Origin of the sequence: Pelagibius marinus, assembly GCF_014925385.1 — a bacterium.
Lineage (GTDB): Bacteria > Pseudomonadota > Alphaproteobacteria > Kiloniellales > Kiloniellaceae > Pelagibius > Pelagibius marinus.
Genome location: NZ_JACSDK010000017.1, coordinates 220,029 through 237,531, shown reverse-complemented (window position 1 = coordinate 237,531; position 17,503 = coordinate 220,029). Strand labels below are relative to the sequence as shown.

Annotated in this window: 11 protein-coding genes and 1 pseudogene; 4 read left to right on the top strand and 8 right to left on the bottom strand. The window is 54.1% G+C overall.

The window, feature by feature from the left end; translation table 11 throughout:
• Positions 1 to 136: 136 nt before the first annotated feature.
• Together H7X47_RS26585 and H7X47_RS22185 are read left to right on the top strand one after the other, a co-directional pair.
• A pseudogene (locus H7X47_RS26585) lies at positions 137 to 445 on the top strand (citrate/2-methylcitrate synthase); the annotation flags it as partial.
• A 301-nt stretch (positions 446 to 746) separates the two neighbouring features.
• On the top strand, positions 747 to 2,255 hold the full coding sequence (locus tag H7X47_RS22185; protein WP_193370944.1) for a DUF6025 family protein: 1,509 nt from the start codon (positions 747 to 749) through the stop codon (positions 2,253 to 2,255).
• Between the two features lie 480 nt (positions 2,256 to 2,735).
• On the opposite strand, the gene H7X47_RS22180 is transcribed toward H7X47_RS22185, so the two are convergent.
• From H7X47_RS22180 to H7X47_RS22160, 5 genes are all read right to left on the bottom strand, one after another.
• A complete protein-coding gene (locus H7X47_RS22180) occupies positions 2,736 to 3,590 on the bottom strand; it encodes a GntR family transcriptional regulator (RefSeq protein WP_193370943.1) in 855 nt (284 codons plus the stop codon).
• Between the two features lie 74 nt (positions 3,591 to 3,664).
• Positions 3,665 to 4,702 carry an ABC transporter ATP-binding protein gene (locus H7X47_RS22175; RefSeq protein ID WP_193370942.1) on the bottom strand — a complete coding sequence of 346 codons (1,038 nt, stop codon included), beginning with the start codon at positions 4,700 to 4,702 and terminating at the stop codon, positions 3,665 to 3,667.
• Entirely contained in the window at positions 4,699 to 5,622 is a 924-nt protein-coding gene (locus tag H7X47_RS22170; RefSeq protein ID WP_322096528.1) for an ABC transporter ATP-binding protein, read from the bottom strand. The genes H7X47_RS22175 and H7X47_RS22170 overlap by 4 nt, the downstream gene beginning before the upstream one ends.
• Before the next feature lie 70 nt (positions 5,623 to 5,692).
• Positions 5,693 to 6,625 carry an ABC transporter permease gene (locus H7X47_RS22165; protein WP_193370941.1) on the bottom strand — a complete coding sequence of 311 codons (933 nt, stop codon included), beginning with the start codon at positions 6,623 to 6,625 and terminating at the stop codon, positions 5,693 to 5,695.
• Positions 6,622 to 7,608, bottom strand: a complete 987-nt coding sequence (locus tag H7X47_RS22160; RefSeq protein ID WP_193370940.1) for an ABC transporter permease — start codon at positions 7,606 to 7,608, stop codon at positions 6,622 to 6,624. Before H7X47_RS22160 ends, H7X47_RS22165 begins: the two co-directional genes overlap by 4 nt.
• Positions 7,609 to 8,399: 791 nt before the next feature.
• Between H7X47_RS22160 and H7X47_RS22155 the strand changes: the two genes are divergently transcribed.
• Positions 8,400 to 9,941: a M81 family metallopeptidase gene (locus H7X47_RS22155; RefSeq protein WP_193370939.1), complete on the top strand. Its 1,542-nt coding sequence runs from the start codon at positions 8,400 to 8,402 to the stop codon at positions 9,939 to 9,941.
• A gap of 905 nt (positions 9,942 to 10,846) precedes the next feature.
• A complete protein-coding gene (locus H7X47_RS22150) occupies positions 10,847 to 12,037 on the top strand; it encodes a PrpF domain-containing protein (protein ID WP_193370938.1) in 1,191 nt (396 codons plus the stop codon).
• A gap of 270 nt (positions 12,038 to 12,307) precedes the next feature.
• On the opposite strand, the gene H7X47_RS22145 is transcribed toward H7X47_RS22150, so the two are convergent.
• The 3 genes from H7X47_RS22145 to H7X47_RS22135 form a co-directional block, all read right to left on the bottom strand.
• Positions 12,308 to 13,885: an ABC transporter substrate-binding protein gene (locus tag H7X47_RS22145; RefSeq protein ID WP_193370937.1), complete on the bottom strand. Its 1,578-nt coding sequence runs from the start codon at positions 13,883 to 13,885 to the stop codon at positions 12,308 to 12,310.
• Positions 13,886 to 14,306: 421 nt separating this feature from the next.
• A complete protein-coding gene (locus tag H7X47_RS22140; protein WP_193370936.1) occupies positions 14,307 to 15,434 on the bottom strand; it encodes a PrpF domain-containing protein in 1,128 nt (375 codons plus the stop codon).
• Between the two features lie 107 nt (positions 15,435 to 15,541).
• Positions 15,542 to 16,741 (bottom strand): MFS transporter, encoded by a 1,200-nt coding sequence (locus H7X47_RS22135; protein ID WP_193370935.1) that lies wholly within the window; start codon positions 16,739 to 16,741, stop codon positions 15,542 to 15,544.
• Positions 16,742 to 17,503: the final 762 nt, after the last annotated feature.

The window sequence follows — 17,503 nt, the reverse complement described above, 5'->3', positions numbered from 1 at the left end:
CGTAATTTAAGCGGACACGACCGCCCGCTCACCCGCGAAAAATCCCACAACCGTCACAAGCCTCGCAAGGTCGGGTACACCGGGCGCTCACCACCGCGTCTACCGGACCGTCGACCCGCGGGCGCGTTATTTACGTGGACACGCAGAAGTCTTGAGCCGCCTGAATGGCAATACCAGTTGGCTTGAGATTCTCGACAAAGTCGCCGAAGAAATGGCCCCATATACGCGTCACGGCGTCAATGTGAACGTCGATTTCTATGCGGCTGTCTCCTATGCCCTGCTTGGAATCCCAGATGATTTTTTCGGGGCCGTGTTTGCCGCCAGCCGCATGCCCGGGTGGATCGCACAAACTCTTGAGCAGAAAGAGAATAACATTCTGATACGCCCACTTTTGCAGTATGTCGGCGCAGACACGAGAGAGTTTCTGCCGCTTGGCGCGCGATAAACAACCAAAGGACCTCTTGTCTCGCATCGCCGCTTTGCCGGTAGATATATCCAGTGGCATTTTCTTGAATAGGCTGCACTTTTCCTGAACATAGAAAAGGTGGATCTGTCGGTCTTTCAAGCGGCCTCACGTCAGATCTCCCCTCATCGTCCGACCGCCTTGTCTCTATTGGGGGGCGTCCTCGCACAACACCACATGGCTCAGCCTTTTCTGCAGGCGCCCGTCTCTTTCTTGTGACACAGCGTGGACGTTTCCAGATCCAAAAAAAGGCCGTTGTTTTTAGGAAGAGAGGTAGCAATTAATGCAGCACGCAGGCTCCGTTCATAGCGAACTCCAGCAATCTCCGCTGACCCTCCTTAGTCGGCTTGGTCTGCCCGACGAAACCAGTGCGGCAGCAAAGCTTTCATCGCGTCAATTGGAGCGCTTTGACAACCGAGAGCTCGCATTTGACTGGGTTCACATGGGCGGGTCCCGGACTAAAATCAAAACACTATTTGAGGTGTTGTCCGCGGCAGAAAAGTTGACCGTGCCTAGAAGCGGACATTTGGGTAACTGGGGCGAAATAGCTCGGGGCCGCTCCGGCGCGCTTGACTTTAACAACGCCATCTGCGGCTCAAAAAAGCTCGGCTATCCCCTGCTGGTCGACTTCAATCAGACTGAAGATAGCGAACTTGAGAAAGGCGATTGGGCTTATTTACCTGGTTCGGCTGTATCACACGGCAAGCGGCGGGAATTATCGCTTCTAACGTGGAATGGCGCGGAGTTCTCTGAACGAGATAGAAGGCTCCCCTACTTCGTCCCGTTTGTAATGACTCGCGATGACGACGAGCCGCTCCCTCTCGTCGAGTATCACCGGCGCCGGCTGCGACAGCTTATGGGCTACGATTTCCACTTCCAGTCTGCAACGTTGTTGAAGCAAGAAGATCTTCTTCGCCGCACGCTTGTTGCATTGATCGAAGATGCCATTCTTCGGCGCGATCAGAATGCGCTGCTTCGCGTGTTCGATCGCATCATCACTCTCGATGGGCGGGTTCACCGTAACGCGATTCATTTGACAGGTCAGCGCGTCATATTGGACGAGACCGAGTACGACACAGTCGCCGCGTTCGTTGATGCTGCGCTGATTCCTTTCAAGCTTGCTGCAAACCCTCAGCTGCTTGCAGAGGAAATTCGCAATCTCCCGCCTGCTGTTCCGCTCGTCTCCGGCCCTCTCATGATCTCTCTAATGGCCGTGATGAATACTCACTATGGCGACTCCTCTGTCGAGCGTGAGAGCATGACAAAACCGTTCAATCCTCACTTTCATTGGGGTGCGCGCGCGATCGCTGGATTTCCACCTCGTAAGCGTGGGTACTTCCGTCGCAGCGCAAGTATCGTGCGACGAATTCAAGAATCGATGATTCAGCAGGTTGATCAGCTCGACCCGGTGTTCTTGATACTCCTGCCTTCTGCGATTTTCATGCTTTGGCCGTCTTCGGCATATCCAAGGGACGGCGAATTGGTCAACGACCTGGTCGCAACAATCTTGAGTGGGACGGCTGATATGCAAGGGGATTCAGAACAGCTTCTGCAGAAGATCGAAGGACTGGTCGGCAATTGGGTCGACAGCACCGGCGCGGACCTCTCAAATTACTTTCTTAGTCGCTTCACAGACCTCGGACGCCCAATCAGGGTGATGGACTTTCCGGAGTTTAGTGAGCCGCTTGAGCCCGAACAGTTCGGTGAGCTTACACTCCAGCAGGCGTCCATGCTCGTTGGCGCCCTGCATGAGAAGCTCGCTCATCAGGCGGCACGAATTCTCGGCTCTTGAAAGCTCATTGTTTTCCAGCTGAGAAGTTGGAGGCCACAATTTAATACTCGATTGGATTGTGCTTCGCGCCGCCCTCTGCCACGCAGGCGTACTCAACGGGTTGTGAAGGTGAGAAATACTGGCCCGGCAGCTCCGCCTAAGCGCTAAGGCGGCCGACTGATCTCTTAAGAGACCTTCAATACCATGTGACCAGCCCGTTTCCCCTTTTTGTCATACGACAAGGCAGTGTGTCGCAAAGCCTCGATCAAACTCCGGCGGGTGACCGGGGGAACCTACTTAGCTGCACCGGCCCCTGCATCGGTGCCGGCAAGGTCCGAAATCTCTATAAGACTTCACGATGGCAATGCAGTTGAATTGGGACCTGGCTCTCGCTCACTCGCTCTGAGCATCTAGATATGACCCTCAAGCCCAGCAACGGCTGCCTTCAGTCGACTTTCGATAGGCGCATTGGGATATGCGCTACCCGGGAGCCATATGCATCTACTTGATGTCCATATGCTGGGCCGTTTCCAAAAGATGATTCTGCATCAACAGGGCTGCACCCTCTTCGTCGCCCTTTGTTAGCGCTTCAACTATTGCTCGGTGCTCATCCTGCTTCGCTTTTAGGCGGTTCACGTAGTCTGCCTCACGGCTGGGATCCGACTTAACCTTGTTCAAAAGCGCCGACCTATAATAGAGAATGAGCTTCTGCAGCGTCCGACAGAGACCGATCAGATGGACATTCTGGCTGAGCTCAATCATTGATCCATGGAAGTCGCTATTAAGGCCAAAGACTCGATCGAAATCCCCTTTTTCGATCGCTTTATCCGCCTTGCGCATCAGAGCGTTGAACTTGCTGGCGGCTTTTGCACTGAAATGGCCCGCCGCCTCACGTACAGCTTGGACCTCCAGCACTGTTCTGCAGCGATACAAGCCTTGCAGATCCTCAACGGAAACTGCTCGGACTTCATAGCCTCCTTGGGATAGCGGGATGAGGATCCCTTCTTGCTGCATCTTCCTCATCGCCTCACGGACTGGCGTGCGGCTGACGCCAAGCCGCTTCGACCACTCGACATCCTTGAGACGCTGAGTAGGCTCAATCTCTCCCGAGAGAATCTTCTCCCAGAGAATGTCGTGAATCTGTTCAAAGAGGTAAGTAGATCGCGCCAATGCGTCCATGTTTGTCAACCCGTAACTGCCAGAAGAAGGTTTGTGGACAAAACTGAATTGCCACGTTTCCAGTACCGTTTCACTACCGCTTGCCCCTTTCTTTAATAGGGACGATTCCGCTTTCTGCTTGTCACTGACTTCGCTCACAAACAAAACAGCATCCAACCCTGAAAAGCTAATAGTCACCTACAACTCTTATTGCTCAATAAAACTATACGACTATTTTTTGCGTATGCATTCAGGTTGATAAGCGATAAGCCTTATTTTCCATCATTTAAATGACAGGCCGAAAGACGTCCAGGCGCTACTTCCATGAGTTTTGGCTGCTCAAGTCGACATCGCGACATAGCGTGAGGGCAGCGAGGGTGGAAGTGACACCCTGAAGGCGGATTGATCGGAGACGGAATCTCACCTTTGATTGTCTGGAACTCTCTATGGCGTGAATCGAGGCGAGGAACCTCCTTCAATAAGGCAGTTGTATAGGGGTGATTGGGTTTTGAAAATAGCTCCGCAGTCGTTGCCTCTTCCACTATGCGACCTAGGTACATGATGGCCACGCGATCCGCCAGATGCTCGACGACGCCGAGGTCATGACTGATAAATAGGTATGTAAGATCGAGATCTTGGCGCAACTTCATAAAGAGATTGAGGACCTGCGCCTGAATTGAAACATCGAGAGCTGCCACTGATTCGTCGCAGACAATAAGCTTGGGATTTACCGCCAAAGCGCGCGCTATGCCAATACGTTGTCGCTGCCCGCCAGAGAACTGGTGCGGATAACGTCGCTTATAGGTTTTATCAAGGCCGACTCGCTCCATCATAAGATCCACATGCTGGTCGACTTCAGAGCGACGGACCAGTCCGTGATACAACGGAGCTCCTGCGATGATCTCTTTGACGCGCATACGAGGATTGAGCGAAGCGAAAGGATCTTGAAAGATCATCTGAACCGCTAATGCTGCCGCTCTGCGCTCGGCTCTATTCAACGCTGAAACGCTCTTCCCACCGTAGTAGATGCTGCCGCTACTGGGAGGCAATATTCCAGCAACCATGCGGCCAAGCGTCGACTTACCACAGCCCGATTCTCCGACGAGGCCAACCACCTCCCCTTTTCGAACAACCAAATCAACACGATCTACGGCTTGAACAATTTCTTCTTTCGCACCCAGCCCCATTGTATTTGCGATCTTTACCGCTACATCGCGCTTCTTCTCGAAACTGCGGGATACCCTAACCAATTCGATCAGGGCATCCCCTCGGACTCTGTTATCCGTTGTTGTCGCCAGGTTGGCCTTCATGCCGGCCTCCCTTCAGCCAACGGGTGCCAACACCTCGCAATGTGGTCCCTGTTTGTTTCCACAGCGTTGAATTCTGGTTCCGCCATGCACATGCTATCGGCATAGCGGCACCTCTGACGAAAACTGCAACCAACCGGCAGGGATAGCAGCGACGGCATCACACCTGGAATTTGTTGGAGCGGGGTTCCGGGTCGATTGTTGCCTGGCACCGAGTGGATCAACCCATTCGTATAGGGGTGGCTCGGACCATCGAGTACACTCTCCGTCGAGCCGCGTTCGACAATCCGGCCTGCGTACATGACACAGATCTGGTCGGCGATCGCCGCCACCACAGAGAGGTCGTGTGTGACCCAAATCAACGCCGTTCCTACTTCACGGCATAGCTTCTGCACTTCCGACAAGATTTGGGCCTGGATTGTAACGTCCAACGCCGTCGTCGGCTCATCGGCGATTATCAATTCGGGTTTGTGCAGAAGTGCAATTGCGATTGCTACACGCTGCCTCATGCCACCGGAAAACTGGTGCGGATAGGCCGCAAGGCGCTCATCGGGGCTGGGAATTCCCACTTTTCCAAGCGCATCGCGAGCGAGAACTCGTGCATCATCGTAAGAAATCTTCTTGTGAGCGCGAATCGTCTCGATCATCTGGGTGTCGATTCTAAGGACCGGGTTGAGAGTCATCATAGGATCTTGAAAGATCATGGAGATACGATTGCCCCGGATATCACGAAGCTCCTCCGGTGACGCGCGACGTAGGTCGCTACCATTGAACAATATACGCCCCTGTTCGATTCTCCCGGGTTTTTCTACCAACCCTAAGATCGAGAACCCCGTGACAGTCTTTCCTGAACCGGACTCTCCAACCAAGCCCAATATCTTTCCTCGCATCACATCAAAAGACACCTCTTCGACGGCTTTCACTATCCCCGCCTTGGTGTGGAACCAAGTGCTAAGGCGCTGAACACTCAGGGTCGGAGCGCGAGACATGAGGCTACCGCTGAAGGCGGGGATTGAGGACGTCACGCACTTGGTCCCCAACCAAGTTCAGTGACAGAATCAGCAGAAGAAGAGCCACACCTGGAAAGAAGCTAATCCAATAGCTTCCGCTCATCATATACTCGAAGCCATTCGATATCAGTCTCCCCAACGAAGGCTCGGTTACAGGCAGACCAACCCCCAAAAAGGACAGTGAAGCTTCCAACGCAATCGAATGGGCCACTTGCACCGTCACGACTACAATTAGTGAGGGCATGCAGTTAGGCAAAAGGTGTCGGAACAAGACCACGCCCCTACCTAGCGCCAGGCATCTCGCGGCCTCGATATACTCTTTCTGGCGCTCGACGATCGCTGTGCTTCGAATGGTACGTGCGTAGTATGACCACTGCACCGCCACAAGAGCGATAATGATTTTTTCGGTTCCGGTTCCCAATACCGCAATCAGAACCAAGCCGATGAGAACCGCCGGAAAACTGAGCTGAATATCAACGATCCGCATGATCACCGCATCGAGCCATCCTCCGGCATAGCCCGCAACCAGCCCCACTGACGCACCGATGACTAGCGCAATCAGCGCGCTCATCACACCAACAGAAAGACTTATTCGCAGGCCATACATGATCGCACTCAGCATATCGCGGCCGAGCCCGTCGGTGCCCAGCCAGGCGATTTGGCCAGTTGATAGCGACTGCCCCGGCTGCAATCGACTGTCCAGCAAATCCAATGTCGAAAGATCATAAGGATTCTGCGGCGCGAGCAACGGCGCAAAGACAGCTAGAGAAATAAAGGCGAGAAACATCGCCAGGCCCAAAAGGGCGATACGGGAGTCACTGAAGTCCGATGCAAACCGTCGCAGCGGCGTCTCAACATAGACCTCTCGCTCAGCGACGGCCCTCTGCTCTGGTGTAAGCGAGGAAACAATAGTCACGTGCCTGCCCCTCCTGCATCGGAGAGTCGCACCCGCGGATCAAGAACCGCATAGACAAGATCAACGACGAGGTTGATTCCAATGAACATCGTTGCAACGAGCACAATGTAGGCGACGATTACAGGTCGATCGAGAAAGTTGATGGAATCTATAAGAAGCTTCCCCATTCCCGGCCAGGAAAAGATCGACTCTGTGATCACCGTGAAGGCAACCAGCCCACCGAATTCCAGTCCAACAACGGTCACAATTGGAATAAGGATGTTCTTGAGAACATGTACGGAGATTACGCGTGATTCCCTAAGGCCTTTGGCTCGCGCAAATTTGATAAAGTCCATTGGTAAAGTTTCCCGAACGCCTGCACTTGTCAGTCGAATGACCAAGGCCATCGTGAAGAGTGATAGTCCTGTTGCCGGTAGGATGATGTGTCTCAGTCCATCAACGGTAAAAAGGCTTGAGGTTATGCCGAGAAATGTTGCCGTTTCCCCGCGCCCGCCCGCTGGCAACCAATCAAGCTCGACTGCGAACAACATGATCAATGACACCTTCACCCAGAATCCGGGCAGGCTAAATCCCAAGATCGAACCGGCCATAACGGAGCGGCCTGCAACGCTTTCGGGCTTGAGTCCGGCATAAAGACCGAGTGGTATTCCGAGCACGTTGGCGAGAATCAGCGCAGTGATTGCGAGCTCGAGTGTCGCCGGCAAACGCAGCAAGATAAGATCGATTGCTGGGGTGTTGAATACGAAGGAACGCCCGACGTCTCCCTGCAGCGCGTTCGTCAGAAAAATGATGTACTGGTCCCAAATAGGCCGGTCGAGTCCTAACGCTTTCATCGCCCGTTCGAATTCGATCTGGTCGGCCGCAGGATCAATCAGAACATCAATTGGATTTCCAATTGCGTAGACTGCAAGAAACACCAACAGAGAGGTTACGAAAAGGGTCAGGGTGCTTTGAATCAATCGGCGAATGATAAAGACAGTCACGGCATCAGCCCGATTCTGAACAGGCCGGTTCCAACGAAAACCGGCATACGTTTTTGATGTCGGCTACGGCCCGAGAAACGCAAGAAGCTGGAAGCTTCGTCTGTCGGAAAGCCCCCTCCTGCAGATCTGCCTCGAAGCGAGTCAGTAAAGGAGGCAAAAGCCGACGACCTTTGCCCTCCGGAGCTCGGCCACAAACATGCCAAGAGAATTCCCGGCGGTGCATCACAGCTAGTTTTTCTAGGCTACGCATTAGGCGTCTCCGCCGGGCGACCGGAAATCGCACCTACTGCGCAAATCCAACGCAACAAGCTTGCTCCCCCGGCAAACCTTGAATTCGGCATTCGCCTGCCCCTGTTGTGCAGCCAAGCATGAGCGCTGCAACTCGATCTAATCGCCTGTATTCAGTATGCAAATGGTTTCATGTATTCTGTATACTGTCAAGCTTGAGAATTTTAGCTTGCCTCTTGTCAGGCACCACGCCGAGCGACGTGCCATTCGTTCCTCGCCCGGATCGGCGCATTCGGACCTGCCGACGGCACGAGCGAGGTCTGCAGCTGCCTGGTCTGTGCCAAGGAGTTAGCTCATTGAAGCCCAGGCCGGCAGCCGTCGTAGGTGCCCGAGCAGCGATGCCCCGGGTCAGCAACTTGTATCCTTGACCGTTGGGAGGAAAGAAATGCACCGCCCTAACGGCACGGGCATAGGGCGCAGAAAGCCCCAATCCCCCATGATTGACAGCTCGCCCCATTACGCATACGGTATACCGTATTCTCTCGACTTTAGGACTTTATGGCATGCGATTTCTAGATGGCGATTACAAAGTTGCTGTTGGATGTCTGCTAGCTGAATGCAATCCACGTGCACCCAAAGCAACGAAACAGGATTTCTCCAGCAATGGGTATTTCGTCGACGAAGCGCTGCTATCGGACCTGCAGCAAAGTCATCCGAGCAGTCCAAAGGAACTAAAGGGATTTGTTGACCGCTTCATCGAGCTAGCCCCCAACTGCCAACTCGTACCCTTGATCAGCGCTGATGGTGGAGCTACCGGGCCCATAGAACAGTCACTCCTCGATGAGATGACGGCCGCAATCTGCAATCGCATCTCTGATGCGCTTCCTTTAGATGCCGTTTACCTCGCCTTGCATGGCTCTTCAAAGGGCACAAAGGACGAAGACCCAGAAGCTACGCTGCTAAGGCAGGTTCGGCGAATTATCGGTCCGGATGTCCCTCTGGTGATCACGCTCGACCTTCACGCCAATGTGTCTGAGGAAATGGTTGAGCAGGTTGATGCTCTCATCTCTTATCGGACCAATCCGCACATCGACATGACCGAACGCGGTATGGAAGCAGCCGATCTCGTCGCAAGTATGCTCAAGGGCATGTGCACAAAGATTGGATTTGTGAAGCTCCCACTTATAGCGCCCTCTCCTACACAGCTTACGGACAATCACCCGATTTGCGAGGTTCTCGACTACGCACGTTCTCTGTGGACTCCGCCTATCCTCAATATCTCTCTTACGACCGGATATACTCATGGCGATAGTCCGAAATCCGGTATGGCGGTCACGGTAACCGCAGATCGCGATGAAGCGTCAGCCAAGCGCGTCGCTTTTGCCGTTGCAAGTAAGCTTTGGGCCGAACGCGATGAATTCGTCATGCGTCTGACCTCGATCGCCGATGCAGTATCGCTGGCACGTAAAGCTGACTTTGACCGTGAAAAACCTGCGGTCGTTTTCGCCGATACGAGCGACAATCCTGGTGGGGGCGCTCGCGGCAATACGGTCTGGCTCCTATCGGCCTTTCACATGGAAGGCGTCAAGAACTGTGCGTTAGGGGGCCTTTATGACCCTCTTCTCGCAGCTGAAGCACATGAACTTGGAGAAGGTGCGACTTTTCTCGCTCGATTTAATCGGGACGAGGAAGATCCTCTCTCTGGGATTTTTGAAGCGCAAGCGACCGTCGAGCGACTGCATGGTGGTCGCTGCGTCGGACGAAAGGGAATCGCCGCGGGGCAAAGCATTGACCTAGGACCGACTTGCTTGCTGCGGATTGACGGCATTCAGGTTCTGGTGATCTCTCAGCGTCAACAATGTGTTGATCCGATATTTTTCGAGATGGTGGGTGTTGACCTCACCCAAGTCCGCAGTTTGGTCGTAAAATCCCGTGGTCATTTCCGAGCGGGTTTCAGCGAGTTCTTTGGACCAGCGCAAACTTTTGATGTCGATGCACCCGGCCTTACGGCACGACGTCTCAATGCCTTCCCATTCAACAAGATTCCCCGACCGATGTATCCGATCGATGCTCATGCCACTTGGCCTGTACCGAACCCGCCCTAAGCAATATATAGTGGACTCCCGCGGCCCATCTTGCCCAATCTTCGCACCTTAAATTCGCTTGCCTTGCAGAACAATTGAACATGCATCCAAGAAGCTAGGGCAAGCTCTGCCGGCGCTGAGGACAAACGTGCGCCAGACTCGCTATGCTGAACCTCGATCTCCACAATAGCTCCGCTGGCCCAATGGACACGCTCCCTTCGCGGCTGGTTCTTTTTAAGCAACAAGCGGGCCGTCACAGCGTGGCGACCTGCATTTCCTCTGGCCTCCGGCTCCGCTAGCGCGCATGTAACAAGGACCTCTGCTATCGCGTTGTGCTGCCACTAGTGTACCCCCCAAAGCATGCAGCGCGAACATGGTACAGCTAACGTCTCTGTCCGAAAGGTACGCTTGGGCGGCGATGAGAATCGCACTTTCGCAGTCAATTTGACTATCCTGCTGCGTGGCCTCTCAGTTTGCGGCTTACCGTAGAACGATGGGGTAAGGAGCTGTCGGTACATAAGTATGCTTGCCACACCGCAACATAGGGATGACTAAAGCATGAAGGGTACTTGTAGGCTAGACAGCGGCAAGACCCAACTACCTGCGCTTTATGCGGCCCGTCACGCCACATTTGCCAGCCGTGCCATCGAGAGAATAATGTCCAGTATATTCTCCCCGATGACACCGCAACTCATTCTATTTTAATGCCTGATAAAGTTGGCGATTCCGTAGACCTGCATCTTGATGAATGCAGAGCGACGAGACTAACAGGACCTGGGACCCTCCATGGATAGTCGGAATGCATAGCAAGATGATCGCACTCGTCGGCCATAGTCGGTCGGTCTGCGACAATCGCTCGGCGCGAGCCACGTTCTGTATGACATTTCAGAAGAAAGAGTCACTGGTAGATCTAGAGGAGATGCGCAATGGAGAAAGCTGCGACGCCGCGAGATATCGCGAGTCCTTCGCCTCTTGGCGATTGGCTTGAAACTCCCAGTCTGAAAATTGCCGGTGGGCTTGTCGGTATTCCCTGCTCTCTTTACCGTGGGGCGACTTCTAAGGGGCCGGTCTTTCTGGCTTCTGACCTGCCGCGCGACAATCGCCTGCGCGACAAAGTCATATTGGCTGCGCTGAACCCTGAGCACCCTGGACAGATTGATGGCGTAGGCGGGGCGGAGACCCTCTCCAACAAGGTCATAATCGTTTCACCGTCACCCAGACCGGATGCCGACGTCGATTATACATTTCTGCAGCTGACACCCGGCAGTACCTCTGTAAGCGCATTCGGGAATAGCGTGAATATGGGAACGTCTGTGGGTCCCTTCGCCGTCGAAAAAGGCCTCGTGAATGTATTGGGCGACGAGACACCGGTGCGCATCTTTGCGGCGAATTCTCAGATGAACTACACGTCGATCGTGCAGACACCTGATAACGCCGTCACCTATGCCGGCGCAGCTAGCATTGATGGTGTGGAAGGAACTTCGGCACCGGTCATCGTGACTTACCGACCGCCATTTGGAAATCTCGTTGGCGCACTATTCCCAACCGGCCAAAGACGCGATGTCGTTGGTGGGGTTCCGGTAACAGTCGTCGATGCTGGTGGTGATGTTTGCATGATTTTCCGCGCCGACTCTCTAGGGCGTACAGGCTACGAAACTAAAGAGGAACTCGACTCGGATAGGGATCTAGTTGAGAAGCTCGAGCCAATCCGCAGAGAGGTTGGTCGTTTGATAGGCTTTGATGATGTCTCCGGTGACAGCTCGCCCGGGCCAATCATGGTGGCCCCTCCCAGAGCGAATGGCACAATCGCCGCTCGCAAACTTGCTACTTTTACCGATGCACCAGCTCATTGCCATGCAGCCTTCTCGGGATCGGGCGCGATCTGCTTGACGATGGCATCGGTTTTATCGGGAACAGTCGCTTTTGACCTGGCCGCGATCGGCTCCACCAACCACAGCTTCGACTTCACCATAGAGCACCCATCCGGGTGTATGACGCTTTTCGTGGAAAAGACAAAAGGGAACACGGAGGAATCCGTATCAGGCATCTCGGTGCTACGCACCTGCCGCAAATTGTTTGACGGAATGGTCTATGTTCCGCTTCATGTTCTAAGTTAGAGAGCGCGCCCCCTTCCCTTGCCCTGGCTGTTTGCCGAGCCAAGGCGCTTCGCATTTGTGGTTTTCTTGCATCAATCGCGAAGGCCCCGAACGGGCGGACGGTCGGTTCTCTTGTGCTCCCGCAAGCGCTGGCCGACAGAGCGACAGACGAGAACTTAATCGTGTTAGGAGTATTCCGCTCCGCCTGCAAAAAGAAGGCCCGAATGACGGCATTCCGCCACTCGGGCCTTAGTCTTACAGGGTTCAGGTCAAAAAAGGCAGGCTGACGCCTTAGCTTGGATGAACGTCCCACGCAAACGTGAGCCCACGAGAGTTCGGCTTCATTGTGAGGTCGCCCCGCATCGCCCAGGTGATCTTTCTCCAAAGCAATGGGATAACCGCGAGGTCCTCCATCGCCATTGCCGTGGCATCTTTGATCGCCTCAAGCCGCGCCTCAGGGTCCATCATTGCGAGTGCTTTCTCAAGATACTCATCAAACTCTCGATTTGAATAGTGTCCTCGGTTCGAAGCGCCGAATCCTTTTTCTTTATCGGGAGAGTGCATGACGAAAACCATCATTGATGCTGCACTCGAGTTGCCCCAACCGCCGAACTGGACACTGAGTTCGCCCGCTTTACCGCGCTTCCGGAACAAGGAGTTTGGCGCCAGCTCAATTTCTGTTTTGATGCCGACGCGCGCAAACATCTGTGCGATCGCTTGAGGCATGCTCTCGTCAAAAGGATAGCGATCATTCGCACCGTGTATAACGAGTCGGAAGCCATTTGGATAGCCCGCCTCCTCCAGAAGCCGGACTGCCTCCTCTGGACTATATTCATCCGGTGTCACTTCTGGGTTCGATCCATTGAATCCAGGAGGAACGAACTGACCTGCCGGGATTCCCTGCCCTTCCAAAATCCGATCGACCAAGAGCTGCCTATTGATGGCCTTTGACATCGCTTGGCGGATGCGCAAGTCCTTCATCGGGTTTTTCGGGAGGACATTGCCGTCATTGTCAAAGATCATCGGAGATTGATCACGATGATCGATCTGCAGGTAAAAAACACGGTTTTGCGCCGCCGAAACCAGCGCTACCTTCGGGTTCTTGCTTAGTTTGGGTAGATCGACCGTTGGAATTCCCGCGGCAACGTCAATATCACCTGTCAAAAGCGCAGCAATACGCGCAGCGTTGTTGGTAATCGGCAAGATCGTCACCTTCTCCCAAGCGGATGGCCCGCCCCAATAATCGTCGTTACGCGCCAGAACGACTTCCCGGCTCGGCACGTAATCGACAAACTTGAAGGGCCCGGTCCCGATAGCGGCAATGCCTTTGTTGAAATCATCGGTTGTCTTGCCTTGCGCAGCCTTCTTCGACTGGATGAAGACAAACGACAAATTCCGAGGAAGAGCGGGATCCGGTTCAGTGGTCTTAATTTGGATGGTTAGGTCGTCAACCGCAATTACGCGCTCGATTGATCTCACATAGGGATCAAAGGAAGACGGGCTATTTGGTACGTTTGGTGCCCGCTCAATCGAGAACTGGATATCCGCCGTAGTCAGCGATGTTCCGTCGTGAAATTTCACGCCTGGCCTGAGCTTGAACTCCCAAAGGTCATCCTCAATCAAGCGCCACGACTGTGCCAGCCCTGGTATGAGTTCATCCTTTTCGTTCTTATTTACCAACGCATCGAATATGTGCGCCGAAACCATCAGATTATTGCTGTTGTTGTGATAGAGCGGATCAATGGAGCTGATCGCCCCCCCCATCCCTATCCGAAGCTCCGCTGCCTGCAGGCCTGCGGAGATAGTCGATCCTAGGCCCGCGATCACGATCACGGCCGCTAGCGATTTCAAGAAGGCTGTTCTCAACATTCCTACCCCCACTGCTCAACTTAGTTCGTGAATTCTGTGCCCTGAATACGGTATACAATACAGACTCCTCGAACGCATGCAAGGGCTAACCGGAGCCACTGCTGGCCTGGTACTAGGCTTCGTTGTGCCCTACGGATAAAGGCACTTTTGCGTTGTGTAGGATAGGAGGACCGATTTGGTGTAGGGAGCTTAGGAGGCAATCGCTACTCCGCTCGCTGGTGGTCGCCATCCAGCAAAGCCAGGAAAGGTAGAATACTATAGGATGCCTACGATGGCCCTCGAATGGGGAACGATGGGCAAACGCACCGCCTTGGCAGAGTACTCTTGAGCCCCGAAGGCGAGCTCCTCGACGATGGCGGCCCTTCTCACCTTTGCTGAGGCGCCTTGGGGATGGCCATGCAGTTAATACGCGGCCGTTCACTCAGTCCCTGGGCACATAGACGAGGCCACGCATCAAACGCCGTGCAGTTCTAAAGACTGTCACCGACTCGACGTGCCAAGCATCCGTATGAGTTACGACCGCCTCTACCGAGCAGAGGCCTGCCGGATGGCCGATATTAATTGGGCACGCCGCTTCATCCTTCCCTAAAAGTGAATTGACGACCGTGCCCCTGATCTTCGCGGCAACAGCAACGCACATTGCAGTGGTGACTGGGATTGCTTTATGCGGCATGCCCATAACTACACTCTGGACAAATATGTCGGCTTGGCGGCCCTCCATTAAGCCCGACCTCCCTGGCGTCACCAGGGCAATCGATGGTTCTGACGAATCCTGCCGAACCATCTGAGAAGCCTCGCCGGCAGCATTCATATGTCGCACCGCGGCATTCCTTATTGCATCGAGGCAGGCCATCTCTATCGCGTTTTCCGCTCCCCCCTGCAGCCTCACCGCGTCGGCGAAGCCCAGCTCACTTTCTTCTACGAAAACAACCGCAGCGCCAGCATCGACAATTGTCACCTCTGTCGGGCCCAGCCCTTCGACCTCCAAGACATCAATTGGAGAGCCAGTCGGAAAGAGCTGCCCAGATAGCCCGCCGGCGGGATCGACGAACTGTAGTCGGATCGGCGCACCAGCCCCCGATACTCCATCGATAACGAGATCGCCTGTTACAACGGCTTCGCCTGCTTCGACCTGTAGGCTTGCGCTAACAACTTTTCCCGAATTGAGGTTCAGCATCGTCAACTTCAATATGCCATCATTGGCAAGCACCAATCCCTCATCGACGGCGAAGGCCGCCACTGCGGCGGTTAGATTTCCGCAATTTCCGACATAGTAGATGGCGGCCTCAGTCACCGAAACTTGGCCAAAGGAGTATTCGATATCAATGTCGGGTAGACTCGATCGAGCTACGATTACGACTTTCGACAAAGACGAGATTCCACCGCCCATTCCATCGAGCTGTCGACTATACGGATCCGGGCTACCCATAGCGCTTAGAATCATGCCATCACGCTCGGCTGGGTCTGCCGGCAGATCCGCGCGATGCATAATTAGTCCTTTGCTCGTACCTCCGCGCATGAATACCGCTTTGAAGGCATGTTGCTTCATTGTCGAAAGCCTTTACATAGCCGTGGGGAACGACCTGACACAAGGCGCCTGTTCGCAGACCACGCCGAGGCTTCTGGCCTTCTCTAAAGATGTACTCAATTAAGAAATCATCCATCCGTACCGATGCGCCGTGTCGAGAGCGCGAACAGCGCTGCTGCAACTATCACACCAAGGACTCCACAGGCCAACCAGAGGTCTGTCTGCCCAAATGCGCTCATTGTCCATAAACCGATGATCGGCGCTACAACCCGGCACACGGAAGTTATCGAGAAGTGGATTCCAATAACTTCGGCTGCACGTTCACGACCGCCACAGGCATACATTACCTCTGTAAACGTTGGGAGGAATAATATTCTCCCTGCAGTGATCACAAGTATCGTAACAAAGGCAAAGGAGATCGAGTGCCCCAATGGCAACATCGCATAACCTGCTCCCAGAACAATCGAACCGAGGGCAGCTGTTAGTTTATGGTCAATGCTCTTTAACCGGTCCGTTATAAGTATGAGAAAGCAGGTAAGGAAGGCGCTGCCGGCTGCAAGCACGCTTCCAATCTCTGCGCTATCCAGGCCGTAGTGCGAAGTCAAAAAGAGTGGATAGGTTGATAGCTGTTGGAATGCGATCATGTAGTGAGCGAGAGCGAGACAAATGAGAAGAAGAAATTTCGGATTCCTCGACAGCGACGGCACTTCAATTTTCCGCTCGGCGCGCGACTCCAGCGCCCGCGCTCTGTCGCTTCCAAGTGAGGTACAGGATCTCAAACAGAGCACAGCAGCAAAGCAGGTAAATCCGTCTATCCAGAAAATTAGCGAGAAATCGAAAAGTGCTATGCTCCCCCCAATAGCCGCACTCACCGCCAAGCCAACGTTCAACGCCACCTGATACAACGCATACCGGCGCGCCCGCTCGGACGATTCAGTTGTATCCATCATCAAAGCGACCAATGCTGGCCGGAAGGCACTCTCGAAGCAGGCTGCAACAAGAAGCATGCTCGTGAACATCACAATGTCGCTCAGAAAATAGAGAGCGGTGAAGCTCACACCGCCGCCGAACAAGCTTCCGGCCATGACGCGATATTGCGAGAAGCGGCGACAAAGTCGACCGCCTACAAAGGCGCCGATAACTGCGCCCATTCCATAGACGCCGACAATTAAACTGATCCATCCAGTCGTTAGCTGCAGATTGATTGAAAGGTATAGAACCAAGAAAATAGAGACCATTCGGCCCGTTGCATTCAGCAACACAATTCCAGCCAGCGCCCAAACAGTCCGCGGAAGTCCCCTGAAACTGCTGAGGTAACCGGTCGCCATGGACTGCAGCCACCTCGGGCTGCGACTTGCTGCGCTATGCAGCACTTTGCGGGAATTCAATACCAATGACATGGGAACGAGACCGGCGCCTTCCACAAAAACAGAACACTGTGGTAGTTGAGCGCGGCCAATCTCTTAATACAAACTGTATTAACGATTGTATTCAGCGGTAGTTAGAGAAAAATTCTGGCGCAAATATTATACACGTGCCTGCAGTTGGGGTGACTAGCTACAAAGACGCAGATCTCGTCGACGGCAATTTTGTGGCAATCGCTGCATTGCCCAACGTCGCACGACAGTTATGGCAGTCCCCCCGAGTATCACCGCACCTGCAACACATCCCGCCCGCTGGCCCCACTCCAACTCTTCGCCTGCGCCGCAAGTTGCTCCACTGAGGCTTGACCATTGAATGCAAGAACGGCGAAGAAGGCTCATGGTGTCTACCTCTTGCACTCCTTTCCCACTGATTGGCACCTCGCTTCGCATTCCCTAACGCGCTACCGCACTTATGCGACTCAGCGCGGCTCCCCGAATCCCTATCAAGTTCCTGCGCTGAAGCCAGCTCTGCCTCCGGCATTGAGATAGTGATCCAAGTGCACTCTATGCCGGTGAAAACGGCGCGCACAGCTCTTCGTCACCCGAATTGAGCTCGCCGGCCTCTTTGGAGTCTCGCTTCCGTCCGGCTCCGCATCGCAAATAGGCAGCGGAACACAAGCTCAAATCCAACGCGCGGGCCGCATGCTTCCAGAAGGAGTTGCCTCC

Bases quoted from the DNA above. Each gene is read 5' to 3' on its own strand.
- H7X47_RS22135 (WP_193370935.1), bottom strand. From the start codon at position 16,741: ATGGCGACCGGTTACCTCAGCAGTTTCAGGGGACTTCCGCGGACTGTT.
- H7X47_RS22140 (WP_193370936.1), bottom strand. From the start codon at position 15,434: ATGAAGCAACATGCCTTCAAAGCGGTATTCATGCGCGGAGGTACGAGC.
- H7X47_RS22175 (WP_193370942.1), bottom strand. From the start codon at position 4,702: ATGAAGGCCAACCTGGCGACAACAACGGATAACAGAGTCCGAGGGGAT.
- H7X47_RS22150 (WP_193370938.1), top strand. From the start codon at position 10,847: ATGGAGAAAGCTGCGACGCCGCGAGATATCGCGAGTCCTTCGCCTCTT.
- H7X47_RS22155 (WP_193370939.1), top strand. From the start codon at position 8,400: ATGCGATTTCTAGATGGCGATTACAAAGTTGCTGTTGGATGTCTGCTA.
- H7X47_RS22185 (WP_193370944.1), top strand. From the start codon at position 747: ATGCAGCACGCAGGCTCCGTTCATAGCGAACTCCAGCAATCTCCGCTG.
- H7X47_RS22145 (WP_193370937.1), bottom strand. From the start codon at position 13,885: ATGTTGAGAACAGCCTTCTTGAAATCGCTAGCGGCCGTGATCGTGATC.